The sequence below is a fragment of the Polymorphobacter sp. genome, assembly GCF_048007885.1.
Classification (GTDB): Bacteria; Pseudomonadota; Alphaproteobacteria; order Sphingomonadales; family Sphingomonadaceae; genus Sandarakinorhabdus.
Genome location: NZ_CP180346.1, coordinates 2,248,007 through 2,267,456 on the forward strand (window position 1 = coordinate 2,248,007; position 19,450 = coordinate 2,267,456).

Below are 19,450 nucleotides of genomic sequence, written 5' to 3' on the forward strand. Positions count from 1 at the left end.
CGGGCGCGCTCAGGAGATTTTCATGGCTTATAAAGTCGTCGTTGTGGGCGCGACCGGCAATGTCGGGCGCGAGATGCTCAATATCCTGGCCGAGCGCCAGTTTCCCATTGCCGAGATTGCGGCGGTGGCGAGCTCACGCAGCCAGGGTGATATCATCGATTTTGGCGACAGCGGGCGCACGCTCAAGGTGCAGAATATCGAGCATTTCGATTTTGCCGGCTGGGACATCGCGCTGTTTGCCGCCGGATCGGGGCCGACGAAGATCCATGCGCCGCGCGCCGCCGCTGCCGGCTGCACCGTGATCGACAACAGCAGCCTCTACCGGATGCACAAGGATGTGCCGCTGATCGTGCCGGAAGTGAACCCGGAGGCCATCGACGGCTATACGGGCGCGCAACATCATCGCCAACCCCAATTGCTCGACGGCGCAAATGGTGGTGGCGCTGAAGCCGCTGCATGACTTCGCGACCATCAAGCGGGTGGTGGTGAGCACCTACCAGTCGGTCTCAGGGGCCGGCAAGGCGGGGATGGACGAGCTGTTCGAACAGGCCCGCGGCGATTTTCGTGGGCGACCAGGCCAGCCCGAGCAAGTTCACCAAGCAGATCGCCTTCAACGTGATCCCGCATATCGGCGACTTTCTGGCCGGCGGGGAATTTGAAGGCTACACGGCTGAAGAGCTGAAGATGACCCGCGAGACGCAGAAGATCCTTGACCCCGAGATCGAGGTGACGGCCACCTGTGTGCGCGTGCCGGTGTTTGTTGGCCATTCGGAAGCGATCAACATCGAGTTTGAAAAGCCGATCTCGGTGGCCGAGGCGCGCTCCATCCTGCGCGAATCGCCGGGCGTGATGCTCGTCGACAAGGCCGAGGACGGCGGTTACGTCACGCCGGTCGAGTGTGTGGGCGACTATGCCACCTTCATCAGCCGGGTGCGCCGCGACCCGACCGTAGAGAGCGGGCTGGCGCTGTGGTGCGTGTCTGACAATTTGCGCAAGGGCGCGGCGCTCAACGCCGTGCAGATTGCCGAGCTGCTCGGGCGGCGGCACCTGAAGAAAGCCGCATAATCGCCGCATTGTGTTCAGGGCACATTTAGCGCCGCCCTGTCATAGCTCCACGCATCGGCCGTATGGTCGGTGTAACACAGTGGAGTTATGTTATGCGTATGATTTTCCTGGGCCTTGTGCCCGCCGCGCTTTTCGCCGTCCCTGCGCTCGCCCAGCCTGCCCAGCCCTTTGACGGGGCCTTCGTCGGCGCTCAGGCCGGCTGGCAGCAGGACCGGCAGACGCTTGAAATCGGCAATGCGAGCGGCAGCGAGAGCAAGGACGGCCTCGGCTACGGCGGGCAGATCGGCTATGACTTCCGCCTCTCGCCCAGCACCGTGTTCGGCATCGAAGCCGCACTCACCGGGCGGACCGGCGAGAGCTTCATCGACGACGGCTTCACCGTCTTCCGCCTGACGCAAGGGCGGACGATCAGCACCACCGCGCGCCTCGGCGTGCTGACCGACCCGCAGGGCCTCGCCTATGTGCGCGGCGGCTATGCCAACGCGCGCTTCAACCTCGACGACGGCGGGCCGCTCACCGTGTCCGAAGACCGGGACGGCTGGACACTGGGCGCGGGCTATGAACGCTACATTACGCCCAACGTCTCGGCGCGGCTGGAATATGGCTATTCAGACTTCGGCCGCGACCGGCTGACCCAGGCCGCCGACCTGAAATATCAGCGCCACGCGGTGACGGCCGGGGTGAACTTCCGCTTCTGAGGCGCGTGTGTTGCCCGCCGGGGGTGGTTTGCCTCCGGCGGGCTATTTTGCCTCCGGCGGGCAGGGGACTTGTCCCCTGCACCCCGTTCATGGGCGTGGTGCGGTTCCTTTGAAGTTCAGCACGCGCGAAACGCAGTCTAACTGCCTGCGGCGCGCGCTGCCCTTTGAAAACTTATCCCAGAAAAACGGATGGGGTGCAGGGGACAAGTCCCCTGCCCGCCGGAGGCATTTGAGCACTCAGTCCGCGAGGAAGGCGCCTTCGGTTTTGCTGCGCAGGGTGGGCAGGTCGATGCCGGGGGCGAGTTCGACGAGGTGGAAGGGGGCGCCGCGTTCGGGGCGGGCGAGGACGGCGAGGTCGGAGATGACCATGTCGACGACGCCTTTGCCGGTGAGGGGGAGCGAGCATTGGTGGCGGAATTTGGGGCTGCCGTCTTTGGAGACATGGTCCATGAGGACGATGATGCGTTTGACGCCGGCGACGAGATCCATGGCGCCGCCCATGCCCTTGACCATTTTGCCGGGGATCATCCAGTTGGCGAGGTCGCCGTTTTCGGCGACTTCCATGGCGCCGAGGATGGAGAGGTCGATATGGCCGCCGCGGACCATGGCGAAGCTGTCGGCCGAGGAGAAATAGCTGGTGCGGGGCAGTTCGGTGATGGTTTGCTTGCCGGCGTTGATGAGGTCGGCGTCGATTTCATCTTCGGTGGGGAAGGGGCCCATGCCGAGCATGCCGTTTTCGCTTTGCAGCGTGATGTCGATGCCGGGTGCGAGGTGGTTGGCGACCAGCGTGGGCATGCCGATGCCGAGGTTGACGTAGAATCCGTCTTCGATTTCGCGTGCGGCGCGGGCCGCCTGTTCGTCGCGGCTCCAACCCATGGCCATCATGCGGCCTCCCTGATGGTGCGCTGTTCGATGCGCTTTTCGAAATGTGGCCCGACGGTCAGGCGCTGGACGTAGATGCCCGGCGTGTGGATGTGGTCGGGATCGAAGGTGCCTGGTTCGACGAGTTCCTCGACTTCGGCGACGGTGATGCGGCCGGCGGTGGCCATGACCGGATTGAAGTTGCGGGCGGTCTTTCGGTAGATGAGGTTGCCGAAAGGGTCGGCTTTCCAGGCCTTGATGATGGCGAGATCGGCGGTGAGGCCGGTTTCGAGGATATAGTCTTCGCCGTTGAAGCTTTTGATTTCCTTGCCTTCGGCGACCTGGGTGCCGACGCCTGTTTTGGTGTAGAAGCCGGGGATGCCGGCGCCGCCGGCGCGGATGCGTTCGGCGAGTGTGCCTTGGGGGTTGAATTCGAGCTGGAGTTCGCCGGCGAGATATTGGCGGGCGAATTCCTTGTTTTCGCCGACGTAGCTGGCGATCATTTTCGAGATCTGGCGGGATTCGAGGAGCTGGCCGAGGCCGAAGCCGTCGACGCCGGCGTTGTTGGAGATGGCGGTGATGTTTTTGGCGCCGCTGTCACGCAGCGCGGCGATGAGGTTTTCGGGCAGGCCGCACAGGCCGAAGCCGCCGGACATGACGGTCATGCCATCGAAGACGACGTCGGCGATTGCTGTGGCGGCGTCGGGGTAGATTTTGTTGGCCATCGGCTCTCCTTCGCTGCGCTGCAACTAACGCAGCGCGGGCGCGAGGGCCAGAGCCGATTTTGCGCCTCAGGCGGCTTGGGCGAGCGGCGTGGTGTCGTTGAGCGCGGCAGCTTCGGCCGGGGCCAGCGCGTTGAGCGCGGCGAGGTGCCATTCACGGCTGGCGGTGAGGCGGGCGGCCTGGGCGGCATCGTTGCCGGCGCGGGGGATGGCGACATCGAGCGCTTCGACGGCGGCCTTGTGGAGGGCGATCTGGCGGACGGTGCGCTCGGCCATCTTGCGCGGGGCAATGGCTTCGATAAGCCACCAGGCGGCGGCGACGAGGGCGCCTGTGCCGACGACCATGATGACAGCGATACCGGGAGCCATGGGATGACCTTTCAATGACGTAGCTTTGGGAATGCCTTGCCAGCTATGGCAGGGCGGAACGAGCGGCCAATATGCCGCAGCTGCGAAATAGTCCAGTGCAGAAATGGAAACGGGCCGGCCTCCGGTTGGAGAGCCGGCCCTGATCCGGGGTCGTCGGTCTCAGACTTCGCTGAGGTTGACGGCGGCCTGCTTGCCGCGACGGTCTTCTTCGAGTTCGAAGGAGACACGCTGGCCTTCGCTGAGGCCGGAGAAGCCGGCGCGTTCAACCGCGGAGATATGGACGAAGGCGTCGGGGCCGCCGTCTTCCCGCTGGATGAAGCCGAAGCCCTTCTGGTTGTTGAAGAACTTGACCGTACCTTCGACGCGCTGGCCGTTGGTGACGGGGGTTTCGTCACGGCGCATGGGGCGCGGCGGACGATCACCAAAGCCACCGGCTTCACGCTCGCGCGGGGCGCGGTCGGCGACCGGCAGCGGTTCGCCGTCGATCTCGATGTTGGTGGCCGAGATGCGGCCGTTGCGCTCGGTGAGGGTGAAGCTCATCGGCTGGCCATCGGCGAGGCCGGTGAGGCCGGCGGCTTCGACCGCCGAGATGTGGACGAACACGTCTTCGCCGCCGTCATCGCGGACGACGAAGCCGAAGCCCTTTTGGGCGTTGAAGAATTTGACGACACCGGTCGCGGTGCCGACATCGATGCCGGGGCTCGATGTCACGGCCGCCGCCGCCGCCGAAGCCGCGACCACCGCCGCCGCCGCCGCCGAAGCCGCCACCGCCGCCACGGCCACCGCCGCCACCGCCGAAGCGATCACCGCCGCCGAAACGGTCTCCGCCGCCGAAACGATCGCCACCGCCGAAGCGGTCTCCCCCGCCAAAGCCGCCTTCAAACTGGTCGAACCCGCGCTCACGCTTGTCGAAACCACCACGCCCGGGACCACGCCCGCGTTTATCAAAGCTCATTTTATTTCCAGGTCTTTCATGTACATCAAGAGTTGTTAGGCCCAGTCGGCGGCGATGCTGTGATGTTCAGTGCGTCGAAACCTGTACTGCTCCATTTACCACCATACATGACATGCATCGATTCGGCCATGCTGATTCGGATGGCGCCAAAGGCGCCTCAACGGCGGCGGGTGGCGAAGGCGGCGATGCCGCCGGCGGCGAGTGCGGCGAGCACCGCGGCGATGCCGTAGAGCAGGCTGTTTTCCTGCGCCATGACATAGACCCAGCGTTCGAAGCCGGACTTGCCGATTTCGATCGGCACGGTGGCGCTGGCGACGACGCGGCCTTGCTGGATGAGGAAGATTTCGGCGGCATAGTCTCCGACCGGCACGGCGCTGGGCAGCTGGAGGCGGGCCTGATAGAGGACGGCGCCGGTGACGGTGACGCCGGCGGGGTCTTCGGCGAACAGCCCGCTGCGGCGCTTGGCGGCGATGAGGCCGCGCTCGAACTCGGCGCGGATGCTTTCGTCTTCGCCGGAAGCGGGCGAGAGCTGGAGGCTGCTGACGCCGAGCTCGTAGATGGCGGTGACGCGGTCATCGGCGAGCTCGGCGATGGGGCGGGTGGTGGCGACCGCATAAAAGCCGGGCACGCTTTCGAAGCGCACCGCGTCGGTGTTCATCCAGATGCCGGCGACACGGTCTTTCTTGCGCACAGTGACGGGCTCGGCGGGGCCGCGCACGACGATGGCGACATCGGGGGCTTCATCGGGCACGCGGCCGCCGGGATATTGGATGGCGCCGAAGACGAGCAGCTCGGTGCCCTTGAAGGTGGTGTTGATGTCGATGCGGGTCTGGCTGAGCTCGGTGATGAGGCCGAGATCGCGGTTGCTGCTTTGGGCCAGCGCGGGGCTGGCCAGCAGCAGGGATGCGAGCAGCAGGCGGATCATGCCGGGACCTGCAGGGTGAAGATATCGACGGGGCGGACGGTGAGGCCGAAGAGCAGGCGGACGGCGACGCCGAGCACGAGCAGGGCAAGGGCGAGGCGGAGCTTTTCGGGGCTGAGCTTTTGCGCGGCCTGGACGCCGAGCTGGGCGCCGGCGACGCCGCCGACGAGCAGCATCAGGGCGAGCACGATATCGACCGATTTGGAGCCGGTGGCGTGGAGGATGGTGGCGGCGCCGGTGACGAAGATGATCTGGAACAGGCTGGTGCCGACCACGCTGGAGGCGGCCATGCCGAGCACATAGAGCATGGCCGGGACCATGATGAAGCCGCCGCCGATGCCCATGATGACGGTGAGCACGCCGACGAGGACGCCGAGGCCGAGCGGGGCGAGGGGCGAGATGTAGAGGCCGGACTTGTAGAAGCGGGTGCGGCCCGGAAGCGCCGCGATCCAGGCGACATGGCCGCGCCGGCGGCCGCGCACGCTGGCGCCGGCGCGGCTCTGGCGCAGCGCGGTGATCGCCTCCTTGAGCATGAGGCCGCCGATGACGCCGAGGAAGAGGACGTAGATGATGCTGATCGAGATATCGATCTGGCCCTGCGCCTGCAGCCAGGAAAAGAGGATCTGGCCGAGGCCGGCGCCGAGGATGCCGCCGGCGACGAGGACGGCGCCCATCTTGAGATCGACCTGGCCGCGGCGCCGATAGGCGAGCGCGCCCGAGACGCTGGAGCCGGTGATCTGGGTGGCGGACGAGGCGACGGCGACGGACGGCGGGATGCCATAGAAGATGAGCAGCGGCGTGGTGAGGAAGCCGCCGCCCACCCCGAACATGCCCGACAGGAAGCCCACCCCGCCGCCGAGCAGGATGATGACGAGCCAGTTGACCGACATTTCGGCGATGGGGAGATAGACTGTCATGAGGGTATGAACGGCATCATGCGCCGTTCATACGGCAATCTTGTGGCAGGCGCTCCCGGGGCTGATGGTTTCGCGCCTGCTATTTTGCAGCGGCGCGCTGGCGGTCGATCTTCTTCTTGAAATAGGTCCAGCTGGTTTCGTTGGGGCGGGTGTCGGTGCCGGGCGGCGGGGCGACATAGTCGGGATAGTTGGCGGCGATCTCGTCCTGCATCACCTTGGGCAGGTCGCTGATGCCGCCGGGCACTTTCTGGCCGACGGCGTTGAAGATGAGGATGCCGCCGCGGCCGGTCATTTCCATGAAGGGGAGCCAGGGGCTCATGCGGACCCAGGCGAGCGCGGGGTTGGCGCTGTCTTTTCTAGCGTCGCGCAGATCGGCTTCCTCGACCATGAAGTCGAAGATTTCCATCGAGTGATATTGGTTGCCGACATAGGGCTGGTAATCGCCGGCGAGGGGGTTTGTGTACCACAGAGGGACGACGCCGGGCATGAACACCCGGCCATTCTGGATGCGCATGTTGAGCTTGAAGGGCGTGCCGTCGGCGGTGACGGGGAAGACGGGGGCGCGCATGTTGACCGGATCATTGGCGACATGGACGACCTCGACGGTCTTGCCGGTCCAGGGGTTTTGCCATTCGCGGACGATCTCGCCGGTTTTCGTGTCGGTGTAGAACATGAGTTCGCGGCTGACCTGGCGGAAGCCCTTGCCGCGCTTTTCATCCTCGACGGTGACGCACTGGCGGATGTTCATGCCCTGCAGGTTGAAGAGATGCTTGTCGGGCTCGCCCTCGACGCGGGAATACATCTCGCCTTCCCAATGGTAGACGATGGGCTTGTTGTCGGTGGTGGAGCACTGGATCTTGCGGTAGGCGGCGAGGGCATCGGCGGGATTGTCGAGATCGAGCTGCTTTGCACGCTGGGCGGCGGCGGGTGCTGCAAGCAGGGTGGCCGCCATCAGGCTGGCAATCATCACGGACTTCATCATAAATCGTCCCCTTGAAGCTGGTCGGTTTGTTCGACCTGATGTTGACAGGTTGAGTTGTCCGGACAAATCTTGCCGAGGTCAAGGGGGAAACCATGCGTTCAGGCGCAATCGAGATCGGGCCGCAGCGCTACCGCGAGAGCCATGGGCGCTGGTTCGAGGAATTTCATGTCGGCGATGTCTATGAGCATCGGCCCGGGCGGACGATCAGCGAGGCCGACAACAGCTGGTTCACGCTGCTGACGATGAACACGCATCCGCTGCACTTTGACCATGAATATGCGGCGCGGACCGAATTTGGCCGGCCGCTGGTCAATTCGACGCTGACGCTGGCGATATTGGTGGGGATGAGCGTGTCGGATGTGAGCCAGAAGGCGGTGGCCAATCTGGGCTGGACGGCGATCAGGATGACGGCCCCGGTGTTTGCCGGCGACACGCTTTATGCCGAGAGCGAGGTGACGGCGCTGCGGCCCTCGGGATCGAGGCCGGAACAGGGGCTGGTGAGCGTGACGACGCGCGGGCACAATCAGGCGGGCGTGCTGGTGTGTGATTTCGAGCGCACGATGCTGGTGTGGAAGCGCGGCTTCGGGCCGGATGCGAGCGAAGGCGGGCGGGCATGAGCGGGGGCTATGCGCAGGTGCGCACGATCGACCCGGATTTCGAGGCGCAGCTGCTGGACAGCATCGACAAATGGGTGGAACGCGAGCTGGCGCCGGTGGCGATGGCGCATGACCATGCCGATGAATGGCCCGCGGCGATTGTGGACCAGATGGCGGCACTCGGGCTGTTTGGCGCGACGATTGGCGAGGAATATGGCGGGCTGGGGCTGCCGGCGGTGACCTATGCCAGAAATCGTGGCGCGCATCTCCAGCGTTTGGATGGCGCCGACCGGCATCTTCAATTCGCATCTGATCCTGGCGCTGGCGATCGAGAAATTTGGTACTGACGCGCAGAAGGCGAAATGGCTGCCGCGGATGGCGACCGGCGAACTGCGCGGCGGGCTGGCGCTGACCGAGCCGGACGCGGGCACCGACCTGCAGGGCATAAGGATGACGGCGCGGCGCGACGGCGATGATTATGTGGTGAATGGCAGCAAGACGTGGATTTCGAACGGGATCAAGGGGCATGTCTTTGCGCTTTTGGTGAAGACCGACCCGGCGGCGGAGCCGCGCTACAAGGGGATGAGCCTGTTCATTGCCGATAAGGGACGACCCGGCTTTGTGACGGGGAAGAAGATCAGGAAGCTTGGCTATAATTCGATCGATTCGGGCGAGCTGGCGTTTGAGGATTGCCGGCTGCCGGCGGACCAGCTGATTGGCGGCGAAGAGGGGCAGGGGTTTTTTCAGGCGACCGGCGGGCTGGAGCTGGGGCGGATCAATGTGGCGGCGCGCGGTGTGGGGCTGGCCGAAGGGGCGCTGGCGCTGGCCACGGCTTATGCGCAGACGCGCCACACGATGGGCAAGCCGATTGCCGAGCATCAGGCGATCCAGCTCAAGCTGGGCGAGATGGTGACGCGGGCGCGGGCGGCGCGGCTCATGACGCTGGATGCAGCCGCCGCTTATGACCAGGGCGCGCGAGTGGACATGGAAGCGGGGATGGCGAAATATTTTGCGTCCGAAGCCGCTGTCAGGAATGCCGAGGAGGCGATGCGCATCTTTGGCGGCTACAGCTATTCGAAGGACTATGCGATCGAGCGCTACTACCGCGATGCGCTGCTGATGTGCATTGGCGAGGGCACCAACGAGATGCAGCGGATGATCATCGCGCGCCAATGGGTGAAGCGGAACCCGGCATGACGCTGCCGCTTTCGGGCCTCCGGATCCTGAGTGTCGAGCAATATGGCGCGGGGCCTTATGGCACGATGTTTCTGGCGCAGCTGGGCGCCGAGGTGATCAAGATCGAGCCGCCGGGGACGGGGGATTCGAGCCGGCGCACGGGGCCGCATTTTCTGGGCGAGGCGGACAGTCTGTTTTACCAGAGCTTCAACTTGAACAAGCGCAGCATGACGCTGGACCTGAAGGCGGCGGCGGGGCAGCGGATCTTGCAGGCGCTGGTGGGGACGGCTGATGCGGTGACCAACAATGCGCGCGGCGACCAGGCGGCGAAGCTGGGGCTGGACTATGCGGCACTGGGGGCGGCGCGGCCGGCCATCGTGTGTGTGCATGTGAGCGCCTATGGGCGGGACAATGAACGCGCCGGCTGGCCGGGCTATGATTATCTGATGCAGGCGGAAGCGGGGTTCATGTCGGTGACGGGCGATCCGGAGGGGCCGCCGGTGCGCTTCGGGCTGTCGATGGTCGATTACATCACCGGCACGATGATGGCGACGACGGCGCTGGCCGGGATTTTGGGGGCGCGGGCGACGGGGATTGGCGGGGATTTTGATGTGAGCCTGCTCGATGCGGCGCTGCACCAGACGAGCTATCCGGCCTATTGGTATCTGAATGCCGGGCATGAGATTGGCCGGGCCTCGGCATCGGCGCATCCTTCGGTGGTGCCTTCGCAGCTGATCGAGGCGGCGGACGGGCATATCTTCGTGATGGCGCAGCTGCCGAAATTCTGGGAGCGGCTGGCGAGAGAACTGGGGCTGGCGCATCTGCTGGAGGATCCGCGCTTTGCCGACATGCCGGCGCGGCTGGCCAACCGCGCGGCGCTGATCGAGGAGATTGAGGCGGTGACGCGGACACGGCCGGCGGCGCATTGGGTTTCGGTATTGGGCGGCAAGGTGCCGGTGGCGGAGGTGAAGACGCTGGCGCAGGCGCTGGACGCTGCGGAGCCGCGGGACAATGGCATGATCGAGACGATATCGCACCGGCAAGGGCCGCTCACGGTATTGTCCAGCCCGGTGCGGATGGCGGGCGCGCGGCTGCCCAACCGGGCGGGGCCGGCGTTGGGCGCCGACACACGGGCGCTGCTGGCCGAGATCGGCATTGGCGACGCCGAGGCGGACGCGCTGCGGGCAGACGGTGTGATCTGAGGGGGGACTCGCCTGATGGGCCGGCTTGCTGCTAATCTGTTTTGTCATGTCTGAAGCGCCAACCTATCTTGTCGTGATCGATCGCAGCGAGGAGAGCGCCGTCGCGCTGCGCTTTGCGGCGTTGCGCGCCGGCCATGTGGGGGCGCGGGTGTTGTTGCTGCATGTGATCCGGCCGCCGGAATTCATGCCGCTGGGCGCGGTGCAGGATGCGATCCGGGCGGAAGCCGAGGAGGACGGCGAGGCGCTGCTGGCCTCGAGCGCCGACGCGGCGGAGGCGCTTTCCGGTCACCGGCCCGAGACGCGGCTGCTCTGCGGCGAGCCGGGGCCGGCGATCTCGGAATTCATTCGCGCCGCGCCTGATGTGCGGGCGCTGGTGCTGGCGACGGCCGCCAAGGGCAATCCGGGGCCGCTGGTGAATTATTTTTCGGGCGAGCGGGTGGTGCAGCTGCCCTGCGTGACGATATTGGTGCCGGGCGGTTTGCAGCCAGAGCGGATTCAGGCGATTAGCTGAAACTGGACTGTTTCGTTCCGATTTGACTTGATTCCGGACGGGGGCCTTGCCACATCGGGGGCAGGCTGATTGGAGACCATGATGTTTATCGAGACCGAAGCGACCCCCAACCCCGCCACGCTGATGTTTCGCCCTGGCCGTGCCGTGACCGACGGGGCGAGCGCGGATTTCACCACGCCCGAAGCGGCCGAGGCTTCGCCGCTGGCGGCCGCGCTGTTTGCGCTGGGCGATGTGACCGGCGTTTATTTCGGGGCGGATTTCATCAGCGTGACCAAGGCGGAAGGGGCGGCGGACTGGGCCGCGCTGAAGCCGCAGGTGCTGGGGGTGCTGGTCGATCATTTCAGCAGCGGGGCGCCGCTGTTTGTGCAGGAAAAGGCGGCGGTGGTGGTGGATGACGACCCGGCCGACAAGGAGATCACGACGCAGATCCAGATGCTGCTGGAGACGCGCATCCGGCCGCAGGTGGCGGCCGACGGCGGCGACATTGTCTATCGCGGCTTTCGCGAGGGCACGGTGTTTCTGGAGATGCAGGGGGCCTGTGCGGGCTGTCCGTCTTCGACCTATACGCTGAAGATGGGCATTGAATCGCTGCTCAAATATTATGTGCCCGAAGTGACCGATGTGCGCGCGGTGGAGGCATGAGCCTGTCTGAGGGGGCGCTCGACACGTTGTTTCTGGGCGCGCGCACGCGCTATGGCTGGGACGAGACGCCGGTCAGCGAGGCTGATCTGCGGGCGCTGTATGACCTGGTGAAGATGGGGCCGACGTCGGCCAATTGTTCGCCTGCGCGGTTTTTGTTTGTGACCTCTGACGAGGCGCGGGCGCGGCTGGCGGCGCTGGCGCTGGACAGCAATGCGGCCAAGATCCGGCAGGCGCCGGTGACGGCGATCATCGGCTATGACCTGAAATTCTATGACCGGCTGCCTGAGCTGTTTCCGCATACCGATGCGCGCCGCTGGTTTTCGGGCGATGCGAAGCTGGCGGAGGCAACGGCGTTTCGCAATTCGTCATTGCAGGGCGGCTATTTGATCATGGCGGCGCGCGCGCTGGGCTGGGACTGCGGGCCAATGTCGGGCTTTGATGCGGCCGCTGTCGATGCCGAATTCTGGGCGGGCACGGATGTGCGGACCAATTTCATCTGCTCGATCGGGCGCGGCACCGATGCGGGGCTGTATCCGCGCGCGCCCCGGCTGGCCTTTGAGGAGGCGGCGCGCATCCTGTGAGCGGGCGGACGCTGGCGATCGGCACCTCGTCGCCGGCGCTGTCGCTGGCCCTGTTCGAGGGCGGGCGGCTGCTGGCGCATGACCATCGGCTGATCGGGCGCGGCCATGCCGAGGCGGTGGTGCCGGCGGTGGCGGCGCTGGCCGGGCAGGGCCGGGCCGAGGCGATTGTGGTGGATATCGGGCCGGGCAGCTTCACCGGCATCCGGGTGGGGATTGCAGCGGCGCGCGCGCTGGGGCTGGCCTGGGGGGCGCGGGTGACGGGCGTGGGCGCGGTGCATCTGGCGGCTGCTCGCGCCTTTGCCGCGCGGCCCGAGCTTGAAGGGGTGACGGTGCTGCTTGATGCCGGGCGGGGGCAGCTGATCAGGGCCGAGGTCGCGCGCGACTTTGGCGGCGGCGCGGTGGAGATTGTGAGCCCCGATGGGCTTTGCCTGGCGGGGCCGGTGGCGGGCGCAGGCGTGCTGCTTCTGGGCGGGCGCGAGGGGCTGGATGTGGTGCATGACGGCCAGCCTGATGTGGCGGCGTTGATGGGTGTGCCCGAGGCGGCGCGGGGGATGCTGCCGGACGCAATTTATGTGCGGCCGCCTGACGTGTTGAAGCTTTGAGATTTCGCGGATAAATCTGGCACTTATGAGCACGCTTGCGCCGCCGGTGATTGTGCCGGCCGATGATCGCCATCTTGATGACCTGATGCGGGTGATGCGGGCGAGCTTTGACCCGGCATGGGGCGAGGGCTGGACCCGGCTGCAACTGGCGAGCGCGCTGGCGATGGAGGGGAGCTTTGCGCGTCGCGCGCTCGGCGCGGGCGATGCGCCGCTGGGGTTCAGCCTGTGCCGGCGGATATTGGACGAGGCCGAGCTGCTGCTGGTGGCGGTGGCGCCTGAGGCGCGCGGTCGGGGGCTGGGCCGGGCGCTGCTGTTGCAAGCCCGCAAGGACAGCCGCAATCTTGGCTGCAGCCGGATGTTTCTGGAAGTGCGTGAAAACAATCAACCGGCGCGACGTCTTTACCATGAGGCAGGATTTTTCGATGTCGGGCGGCGGCCGGACTATTATTCGGGCGAGGGCGGGCGTCGATTTGGCGCAGTGACGATGCAATATAACATTGTTGACTGAAAAATTTTCGGGCGGCACTTGCAATATGCGCGCTGGAGGTTCATTCCGCCAATCGCGGGGGAGGGCTCCGCATAAGAAGGAAGAAAATATGTCCGAGGGACCGCAAGATCATGCTGAATTGCTGGCGCTGACGGCGGATATCGTCGCGTCGCATTTTGCCAACAACAGTGTTGCACCCGGCGATGTTCCTGCCGTGATCGAAAGTGTTTACATGACGCTGGCGCGCCTTGGCACGCCCGAGCCGGCGCCGACGCCGCGTCCTGAGCCGGCGGTGCCGGTGCGGGCCTCGATCAAGCCGGATTACATCGTCTGCCTTGAGGACGGGAAGAAGCTGAAGATGCTGAAGCGGCATCTGATGACCCGCTATGGCATGACGCCCGATGATTATCGCGCCAAATGGGGTCTGCCGGCTGATTATCCGATGGTGGCGCCCAACTATGCCGAGCAGCGGCGGACGCTGGCCAAGTCGATCGGGCTGGGCACCATTCGCACCTCGAAGCCGGGCGGCAAGCCGCGCGGGCGGCCGCGCAAGGATCCGGTGGCCTGAGCGGGCGCTGAAAGACGCTTGATGGGGGCAGGACGGCGCGCGCTGTCTTGCCCCTTCGCGTCTCCCGGCCTATCCCAAAGCGAGAGAGACTTGCTGCGGGAGAGCCGAGATGACCAAGGCCATCGATATTGAGGCGCTGTGCGTTCAGAAGGGCCTGCGCATCACCGAGCAGCGGCGGGTGATTGCCGCCGTGCTGTCGGAGGTTGACGACCATCCGGATGTCGAGGCGCTGCACCGGCGGGTGGCGGCGGTGGACCCGCGGATTTCGATCGCCACCGTTTATCGGACGGTGAAGCTGTTTGAAGAAGCCGGCATTTTGGAGCGGCATGATTTTCAGGGCGGTCGGTCGCGCTATGAGATGGTGCAGGATGAGCATCACGACCATCTGATCAATGTCGAGACCGGCGAGGTGATCGAATTTCATGATGCCGAGCTGGAGGCGCTGCAGGAGCGGATCGCCGAGCGGCTCGGCTTCAGGCTGGTGGACCACCGGCTCGAACTTTACGGCGCGCCAGTGACCAAGAAGGCGGGATGACGCCACACCAGCGTTTTGGCCCGGCGAAGGGGATTGCGGGCGCGCTGACCACGGCTTCGATATTGGTGCCGGCCGAGCTGGTGTTGCGGCCGCTGGCGCCGGGGCGCAAGACGCCGCTGCCCTGGCTGTTTCACCGGGCGCTGTCCCGCGCGCTGGGGATCAGGATCGTGGCGCATGGGCGGCCGGCGCGGCGCGAGCGGGTGCTTTATGCGGCCAATCATGTGAGCTGGGCGGACATTCCGGTGCTGGGCGCGCGGATTCCGGGGGCGGCGTTCATTGCCAAGTCGGAAGTGGGCGGCTGGGGGGTGGTGGGCAAGCTCGCCGACCTCGGGCGCACCGTCTATGTGGAGCGGCAGCGGCGGCTGGCGGCGCCCGCGCAGCGCGACAGCATTGCCGCGCGGCTGGGGCGCGGGGACAGCCTGATCCTGTTTCCCGAAGGCACGAATTCGGACGGGGTGAGCGTGTTGCCGTTCAAATCGAGCCTGTTTGCCGTGGCGGACGGGGTGTCGGACCTGCTCATTCAGCCGGTGACGCTGGCCTATACGCGGGTCAACGGCCTGCCGGTGACGCGGCGCAACCTGCCCGACCTGGCGTGGGTGGGCGATACCGAGCTGATGCCGCATGCGCGCGCGCTGATGGCCTTGGGGACGATCCGCGCCGAGATCATCTTTCATGAGGCGGTGAGCCCGGCTGACATGGGTGGGCGCAAGGCCCTGGCACGGCACTGCGAGACGGTGGTGGCGGACGGTTATCGGCGGCTGATGCGTGCGCTTGGCTGATGGTCAAGCGGATGCGCCTCGGCTATGAGGGGGAAACCTTCGGAGACCTGTGCCCACGTGACTAACCAACCGGCCCGCTTTCATGTCAAGTCGTTCGGTTGTCAGATGAATGTGCACGATTCCGAGCGCATGTCGGACCTGCTCATGGGCGAGGGGATGACGGCGGTCGATTCGGCGGATGACGCCGATGTGATCGTGCTCAACACCTGCCATATTCGCGAAAAGGCGACCGAGAAGCTGTTTTCCGACATTGGCCGGATCGAGAAGCGGGCGCGGCAGGCCGGACCAGGCCGGGGCAAGCCGCTGATCGTGGCGGCGGGCTGTGTGGCGCAGGCCGAGGGCGGCGAGATTGCCGCGCGCGCGCCGGCAGTGGATGTGGTGGTGGGGCCGCTGGCCTATCACCGGCTGCCGGCGCTGGTGACGGCGGCGCGGGCGCGGGCAGAGGCTGGCGGGGCCGGGCCGGCGGTGGTGGATACCGACATGCCGGCGGAGGGGAAATTCGGCCATTTGCCGGCGCGGCGGCCGACAGGCGCGAGCGCCTTTCTGACGATTCAGGAGGGCTGTGACAAATTCTGCACCTTCTGCGTGGTGCCCTATACGCGCGGGCCGGAGGTGTCGCGGCCGCTGGCGGCGCTGGTGGCCGAGGCCGAGGCGCTGGTGGCGGGCGGGGCTGTGGAGATCACGCTGATTGGCCAGAATGTGAATGCGTGGTCTGACGGGGCGGCGGATTTTGCCACGCTTTTGCGGGCCGTGGCGGCGGTGCCGGGGCTGGCGCGGCTGCGCTATACGACCTCGCATCCGCGTGACATGAACGAGGCGCTGCTGCGCGCCCATGCCGAGGTGCCGGCGCTGATGCCCTATCTGCATTTGCCGGTGCAATCGGGGAGCAGCCGGGTGTTGAAGGCGATGAACCGGGCGCACACGCGCGAGAGCTATTTGGAGACGCTGCGGGCGCTGCGGGCGGTGCGGCCCGACATTGCGCTGTCGGGCGATTTCATTGTTGGCTTTCCCGGCGAGACCGAGGCGGATTTCGAGGACACGCTCAGCATTGTCGAGGAGGTGGGCTATGCGCAGGCGTATAGCTTCAAATATTCGCCGCGGCCCGGCACGCCGGCGGCCGCCATGGCGGGCCAGCTGGACGAGGCCGTGAAGGATGCGCGGCTGGCGCGGCTGCAGGCGGCGATCGGGGCGCAGGCGCTGGCCTTCAACAAGGCGACTGTGGGGCGGCGCACGACGATTTTGCTGGAGCGGCCGGGGCGCAAGCCGGGGCAGCTGATTGGCAAGACGCCGTGGCTGCAATCGGCGGTGATCGAGCAGCCGGGGGCGAAGATCGGGGATTTGGTGGAGATCGAGATCATGGAAGGTTTTGCCAATTCGGTGGCGGCGCGGCCGCTTGTGCCGGCGGCCGCCTGATGGGCAAGAAACCGCGCCCGCCCGCCCGTGTTGCTGCTGCCGGCATGTCGCCGCCCATTGCCGGGAACCAGCGGGTGCGGCTGGAGGTGGAATTTGACAAGCCGCAGCTGCTGGTGCCGCTGTTTGGCCAATATGACCAGAATCTGATCGCGCTTGAGGGGCAGCTGGGCGTCTATATTTCGGCGCGCGGCAACCGGGTGCAGATTGAAGGCGAGGCGGACGCGGCGGCGCGCGCCCGCGACGTGCTGGCGACGCTCTATCAGCGGCTGGTGCATGGCGGGACGATTGACCAAGGCGATGTGCCGGGCGCGGTGGCGCTGGCCGATGAGCCGATGCTTGACGGGCTGGTGGCGGTGCCGGGTGCGCCGCCGCAGACGGCGGCCATTCGCACGCGGCGCAAGACCATCGTCGCGCGCTCGCCGACGCAGGTGCGCTATATCGAGGCGCTGGCGCGGGATTCGGTGATCTTTGCGCTTGGGCCGGCGGGCACGGGCAAGACCTATCTGGCCGTGGCGCAGGCGGTGAGCCAGCTGGTGGCGGGCTCGGTGGACCGGCTGGTGCTGTCGCGCCCGGCGGTGGAGGCGGGCGAGCGGCTGGGTTTTCTGCCCGGCGACATGAAGGACAAGGTCGACCCCTATCTGCGGCCGCTTTATGACGCGCTTTATGACATGCTGCCGGCCGAGCAGGTGGAGCGGCGGCTGGCGTCGGGCGAGATCGAGATTGCGCCGCTGGCGTTCATGCGCGGGCGCACCCTGTCGTCGGCGTTCATCATTCTGGACGAGGCGCAGAACACCACGCCCTTGCAGATGAAGATGTTTTTGACGCGCTTTGGCGAGAACAGCCGGATGGTGGTGTGCGGCGACCCCAACCAGGTCGATCTGCCGGGGCCCAATGCCTCGGGGCTGGCCGATGCGGTGCGGCGGCTGGACGGGATCGAGGGGATTTCGTGCCTGCGCTTTTCGAGCCGCGAGGTGGTGCGCCACCCGATCGTGGGCAAGATTGTGGATGCCTATGAAGGCCCGCCGAAGGACGGCTGATGCTGGTTTGCGAAACGACCATTGCCAGCGGTGGCTGGGCCGGGGGAAAGGATTCCGGGGACGAGGACTGGCAGGGGCTGGCGGCGGATGCGGTGGCGGCGGCGCTGGCGGTTTCGCCTTATGGTGGGCTGGCGGCGCGGTCGTTTGATCTGGAGGCGGCGGTGCGGCTGAGCGACGATGCCGAGGTGCGGACGCTCAACCGGCAGTTCAGGGGCAAGGACAAGCCGACCAACATCCTGAGCTTTCCGCTGCTGGAGGCGGCGCATCTGGAGGCGCTGGCCAATACCGATGACGGCGAGGCGCTTTTGGGTGACCTTGTGCTGGCGGGCGAGACCTGCGTGCGCGAGGCGGGCGAGAAGGGCTGGGGGCTGGGGGCTTATGTGCAGCATCTGATTGTCCATGGCACGCTTCACCTGCTAGGCTATGACCATGAGACGAGCGAAGCTGCGGCTGACGCGATGGAATCGCTTGAGCGCGAGGCCTGTGTGCGCCTTGGGCTGGACGACCCCTATGCAGAGTGAAAAGGGCCGACATGCCTGACCAGGAAGGCGACAGTAGCCCCGATTTATCCGCGCGATTCTGGCGCTCGGTCCGGCGCTTGCTGGGCCAGGCGCCGGAAACCACCTTGAGAGACAGCCTGGAAGAAGCCATCGACGAGCGCCACGGGGCGCTTGATTCGGAGGATGATCTGAGCGCCGCCGAGCGGGCGATGCTGAAGAACCTGCTGCATTTCGGCGAGCGGACGGTGGGCGATATCATGGTGCCGCGCTCGGACATGACGATGTTTGATGTGTCGCAGGGGTTTCCCGCCCTTGTCGAGCTGATCCGGGAATCGGGGCATAGCCGGGTGCCGGTATGGCGCGAGGACCGCGACCAGATCATCGGCATGGCGCATGTGAAGGACATTTACACGCTGATCGCCAGCGCCTTTTCCGATGATGTGGCGGCCGCGCGCTTTGCCGAACAGCCGATCGAGCCGCTGCTGCGGCCGGTGCTGTTCGTGCCGGCCTCAATGCGGATCGTCGACCTGCTGGCGCGGATGCGGGCCGGGCGCACGCATATGGCGATCGTGATCGATGAATATGGCGGCTCGGACGGGCTTGTGACGATCGAGGATCTGGTCGAGGAGATTGTCGGCGAGATCGAGGATGAGCATGACGAGGCGGAAGCGGCGCTGATCCAGGCGATTGGCGAGGATGTGTGGGAAGCGGATGCGCGCATTGCGCTGGATGACCTGGAAGCGGCGCTGGGCATGGCCTTTGGTGATGCCGAGATCGATGCCGAGGTCGATACGCTGGGCGGCATGGTGTTCATGCTGGCGGGGCGGGTGCCGGCGGTGGGCGAGACGGTGGCGACGCCGGGCGGCTGGCGGATTGATGTGCTGGACGGCGACCCGCGCCGGGTGACGCGGCTGCGGCTGCATGCGCCGGCGGACTTTGTCGGCAAGCCGGCGGCGGCCTGAGGCAAGAGCGACGGAACGAGAAGCGGCGGGAGGGTTGCCCCTGCCCGCCGCCGGTCTCTTCGCTGTGACGCGCTTTACTTCAGGTGGCGCGAGAGGTGCTTGTTCATCTCGAACATCGAGCAGGCATCCTTCTCGAAGATCTTCTTGAGCGCGGCGTCGGCGAGGATCTCGCGCTTGTTGGCCGGGTTCTGCAGATTGTGCTTGCGGATGTAATCCCACATCTTGCTGACCACCTGGCCGCGCGGCAGCGGATCGCTGCCGACGATGGCGGCGAGCTCGGGCGAGGGCGTCAGCGGCTTTTGCAGGCCATCAAGCTTCTTCGGTTCTGCCATGGTTCTCCCCTTTTCGGCAGTGGGACCGGTCAAAGT

The 19,450-nt window shown here is 66.1% G+C and carries 25 protein-coding genes and 1 pseudogene; 18 read left to right on the forward strand and 8 right to left on the reverse strand.

Annotation, left to right across the window (positions count from 1 at the left end; translation table 11 throughout):
* Positions 1–22 precede the first annotated feature (22 nt).
* Both ACMVO5_RS10785 and ACMVO5_RS10790 read left to right on the forward strand, forming a co-directional pair.
* Positions 23–1,065 (forward strand): annotated as a pseudogene (locus ACMVO5_RS10785) (aspartate-semialdehyde dehydrogenase).
* Positions 1,066–1,157: 92 nt separating this feature from the next.
* Positions 1,158–1,763 (forward strand): outer membrane protein, encoded by a 606-nt coding sequence (locus ACMVO5_RS10790; RefSeq protein WP_416907510.1) that lies wholly within the window; start codon positions 1,158–1,160, stop codon positions 1,761–1,763.
* A 237-nt stretch (positions 1,764–2,000) separates the two neighbouring features.
* Here ACMVO5_RS10790 and ACMVO5_RS10795 read toward each other — a convergent pair whose 3' ends face one another.
* From ACMVO5_RS10795 to ACMVO5_RS10825, 7 genes are all read right to left on the reverse strand, one after another.
* Entirely contained in the window at positions 2,001–2,639 is a 639-nt protein-coding gene (locus ACMVO5_RS10795) for a 3-oxoacid CoA-transferase subunit B (RefSeq protein ID WP_416909360.1), read from the reverse strand.
* A 5-nt stretch (positions 2,640–2,644) separates the two neighbouring features.
* The gene (locus ACMVO5_RS10800) at positions 2,645–3,349 is read right to left on the reverse strand and encodes a CoA transferase subunit A (RefSeq protein ID WP_416907511.1); all 705 of its coding nucleotides are present in this window, start codon (positions 3,347–3,349) and stop codon (positions 2,645–2,647) included.
* A 66-nt stretch (positions 3,350–3,415) separates the two neighbouring features.
* Positions 3,416–3,715 (reverse strand): hypothetical protein, encoded by a 300-nt coding sequence (locus ACMVO5_RS10805; protein ID WP_416907512.1) that lies wholly within the window; start codon positions 3,713–3,715, stop codon positions 3,416–3,418.
* A gap of 159 nt (positions 3,716–3,874) precedes the next feature.
* Positions 3,875–4,648: a cold-shock protein gene (locus tag ACMVO5_RS10810; protein ID WP_416907513.1), complete on the reverse strand. Its 774-nt coding sequence runs from the start codon at positions 4,646–4,648 to the stop codon at positions 3,875–3,877.
* Between the two features lie 179 nt (positions 4,649–4,827).
* The gene (locus ACMVO5_RS10815; RefSeq protein WP_416907514.1) at positions 4,828–5,595 is read right to left on the reverse strand and encodes a TIGR02186 family protein; all 768 of its coding nucleotides are present in this window, start codon (positions 5,593–5,595) and stop codon (positions 4,828–4,830) included.
* Complete coding sequence (locus ACMVO5_RS10820) at positions 5,592–6,509, reverse strand: sulfite exporter TauE/SafE family protein (RefSeq protein WP_416907515.1); 918 nt, start codon at positions 6,507–6,509, stop codon at positions 5,592–5,594. The genes ACMVO5_RS10815 and ACMVO5_RS10820 overlap by 4 nt, the downstream gene beginning before the upstream one ends.
* Before the next feature lie 79 nt (positions 6,510–6,588).
* A complete protein-coding gene (locus ACMVO5_RS10825; RefSeq protein WP_416907516.1) occupies positions 6,589–7,491 on the reverse strand; it encodes a DUF1838 family protein in 903 nt (300 codons plus the stop codon).
* A gap of 92 nt (positions 7,492–7,583) precedes the next feature.
* On the opposite strand from ACMVO5_RS10825, the gene ACMVO5_RS10830 reads away from it, so the two are divergent.
* The 16 genes from ACMVO5_RS10830 to ACMVO5_RS10905 all read left to right on the forward strand — a co-directional run bounded on the left by ACMVO5_RS10830 (position 7,584) and on the right by ACMVO5_RS10905 (position 19,082).
* Positions 7,584–8,108, forward strand: coding sequence for a MaoC family dehydratase (locus ACMVO5_RS10830; protein ID WP_416907517.1), 525 nt, complete (start codon positions 7,584–7,586; stop codon positions 8,106–8,108).
* Complete coding sequence (locus ACMVO5_RS10835; RefSeq protein WP_416907518.1) at positions 8,105–8,434, forward strand: acyl-CoA dehydrogenase family protein; 330 nt, start codon at positions 8,105–8,107, stop codon at positions 8,432–8,434. The genes ACMVO5_RS10830 and ACMVO5_RS10835 overlap by 4 nt, the downstream gene beginning before the upstream one ends.
* Entirely contained in the window at positions 8,367–9,284 is a 918-nt protein-coding gene (locus tag ACMVO5_RS10840) for an acyl-CoA dehydrogenase family protein (RefSeq protein WP_416907519.1), read from the forward strand. The genes ACMVO5_RS10835 and ACMVO5_RS10840 overlap by 68 nt, the downstream gene beginning before the upstream one ends.
* Positions 9,260–10,465: a CaiB/BaiF CoA transferase family protein gene (locus ACMVO5_RS10845; RefSeq protein ID WP_416907520.1), complete on the forward strand. Its 1,206-nt coding sequence runs from the start codon at positions 9,260–9,262 to the stop codon at positions 10,463–10,465. The genes ACMVO5_RS10840 and ACMVO5_RS10845 overlap by 25 nt, the downstream gene beginning before the upstream one ends.
* A 46-nt stretch (positions 10,466–10,511) precedes the next feature.
* Positions 10,512–10,976: a universal stress protein gene (locus ACMVO5_RS10850; RefSeq protein WP_416907521.1), complete on the forward strand. Its 465-nt coding sequence runs from the start codon at positions 10,512–10,514 to the stop codon at positions 10,974–10,976.
* An 81-nt stretch (positions 10,977–11,057) separates the two neighbouring features.
* Positions 11,058–11,618 carry a NifU family protein gene (locus tag ACMVO5_RS10855; RefSeq protein ID WP_416909361.1) on the forward strand — a complete coding sequence of 187 codons (561 nt, stop codon included), beginning with the start codon at positions 11,058–11,060 and terminating at the stop codon, positions 11,616–11,618.
* Positions 11,615–12,199, forward strand: coding sequence for a malonic semialdehyde reductase (locus ACMVO5_RS10860; RefSeq protein ID WP_416907522.1), 585 nt, complete (start codon positions 11,615–11,617; stop codon positions 12,197–12,199). Before ACMVO5_RS10855 ends, ACMVO5_RS10860 begins: the two co-directional genes overlap by 4 nt.
* Complete coding sequence (gene tsaB / locus ACMVO5_RS10865) at positions 12,196–12,801, forward strand: tRNA (adenosine(37)-N6)-threonylcarbamoyltransferase complex dimerization subunit type 1 TsaB (RefSeq protein WP_416907523.1); 606 nt, start codon at positions 12,196–12,198, stop codon at positions 12,799–12,801. The genes ACMVO5_RS10860 and tsaB overlap by 4 nt, the downstream gene beginning before the upstream one ends.
* A gap of 25 nt (positions 12,802–12,826) precedes the next feature.
* Positions 12,827–13,309: a ribosomal protein S18-alanine N-acetyltransferase gene (rimI, locus tag ACMVO5_RS10870; RefSeq protein ID WP_416907524.1), complete on the forward strand. Its 483-nt coding sequence runs from the start codon at positions 12,827–12,829 to the stop codon at positions 13,307–13,309.
* An 88-nt stretch (positions 13,310–13,397) separates the two neighbouring features.
* The gene (locus ACMVO5_RS10875; RefSeq protein ID WP_416907525.1) at positions 13,398–13,856 is read left to right on the forward strand and encodes a MucR family transcriptional regulator; all 459 of its coding nucleotides are present in this window, start codon (positions 13,398–13,400) and stop codon (positions 13,854–13,856) included.
* A 109-nt stretch (positions 13,857–13,965) separates the two neighbouring features.
* On the forward strand, positions 13,966–14,391 hold the full coding sequence (locus ACMVO5_RS10880) for a Fur family transcriptional regulator (protein ID WP_416907526.1): 426 nt from the start codon (positions 13,966–13,968) through the stop codon (positions 14,389–14,391).
* Positions 14,388–15,170, forward strand: a complete 783-nt coding sequence (locus tag ACMVO5_RS10885; protein WP_416907527.1) for a lysophospholipid acyltransferase family protein — start codon at positions 14,388–14,390, stop codon at positions 15,168–15,170. The genes ACMVO5_RS10880 and ACMVO5_RS10885 overlap by 4 nt, the downstream gene beginning before the upstream one ends.
* A 24-nt stretch (positions 15,171–15,194) precedes the next feature.
* Positions 15,195–16,583 carry a tRNA (N6-isopentenyl adenosine(37)-C2)-methylthiotransferase MiaB gene (gene miaB / locus ACMVO5_RS10890; RefSeq protein WP_416907528.1) on the forward strand — a complete coding sequence of 463 codons (1,389 nt, stop codon included), beginning with the start codon at positions 15,195–15,197 and terminating at the stop codon, positions 16,581–16,583.
* A complete protein-coding gene (locus ACMVO5_RS10895; protein ID WP_416907529.1) occupies positions 16,583–17,620 on the forward strand; it encodes a PhoH family protein in 1,038 nt (345 codons plus the stop codon). Before miaB ends, ACMVO5_RS10895 begins: the two co-directional genes overlap by 1 nt.
* Positions 17,620–18,141 (forward strand): rRNA maturation RNase YbeY, encoded by a 522-nt coding sequence (gene ybeY, locus ACMVO5_RS10900; protein ID WP_416907531.1) that lies wholly within the window; start codon positions 17,620–17,622, stop codon positions 18,139–18,141. Before ACMVO5_RS10895 ends, ybeY begins: the two co-directional genes overlap by 1 nt.
* A gap of 104 nt (positions 18,142–18,245) precedes the next feature.
* Positions 18,246–19,082: a hemolysin family protein gene (locus tag ACMVO5_RS10905; RefSeq protein WP_416907532.1), complete on the forward strand. Its 837-nt coding sequence runs from the start codon at positions 18,246–18,248 to the stop codon at positions 19,080–19,082.
* A 74-nt stretch (positions 19,083–19,156) separates the two neighbouring features.
* Here ACMVO5_RS10905 and ACMVO5_RS10910 read toward each other — a convergent pair whose 3' ends face one another.
* Positions 19,157–19,414, reverse strand: coding sequence for an SWIB/MDM2 domain-containing protein (locus ACMVO5_RS10910; protein ID WP_416907533.1), 258 nt, complete (start codon positions 19,412–19,414; stop codon positions 19,157–19,159).
* Positions 19,415–19,450: the final 36 nt, after the last annotated feature.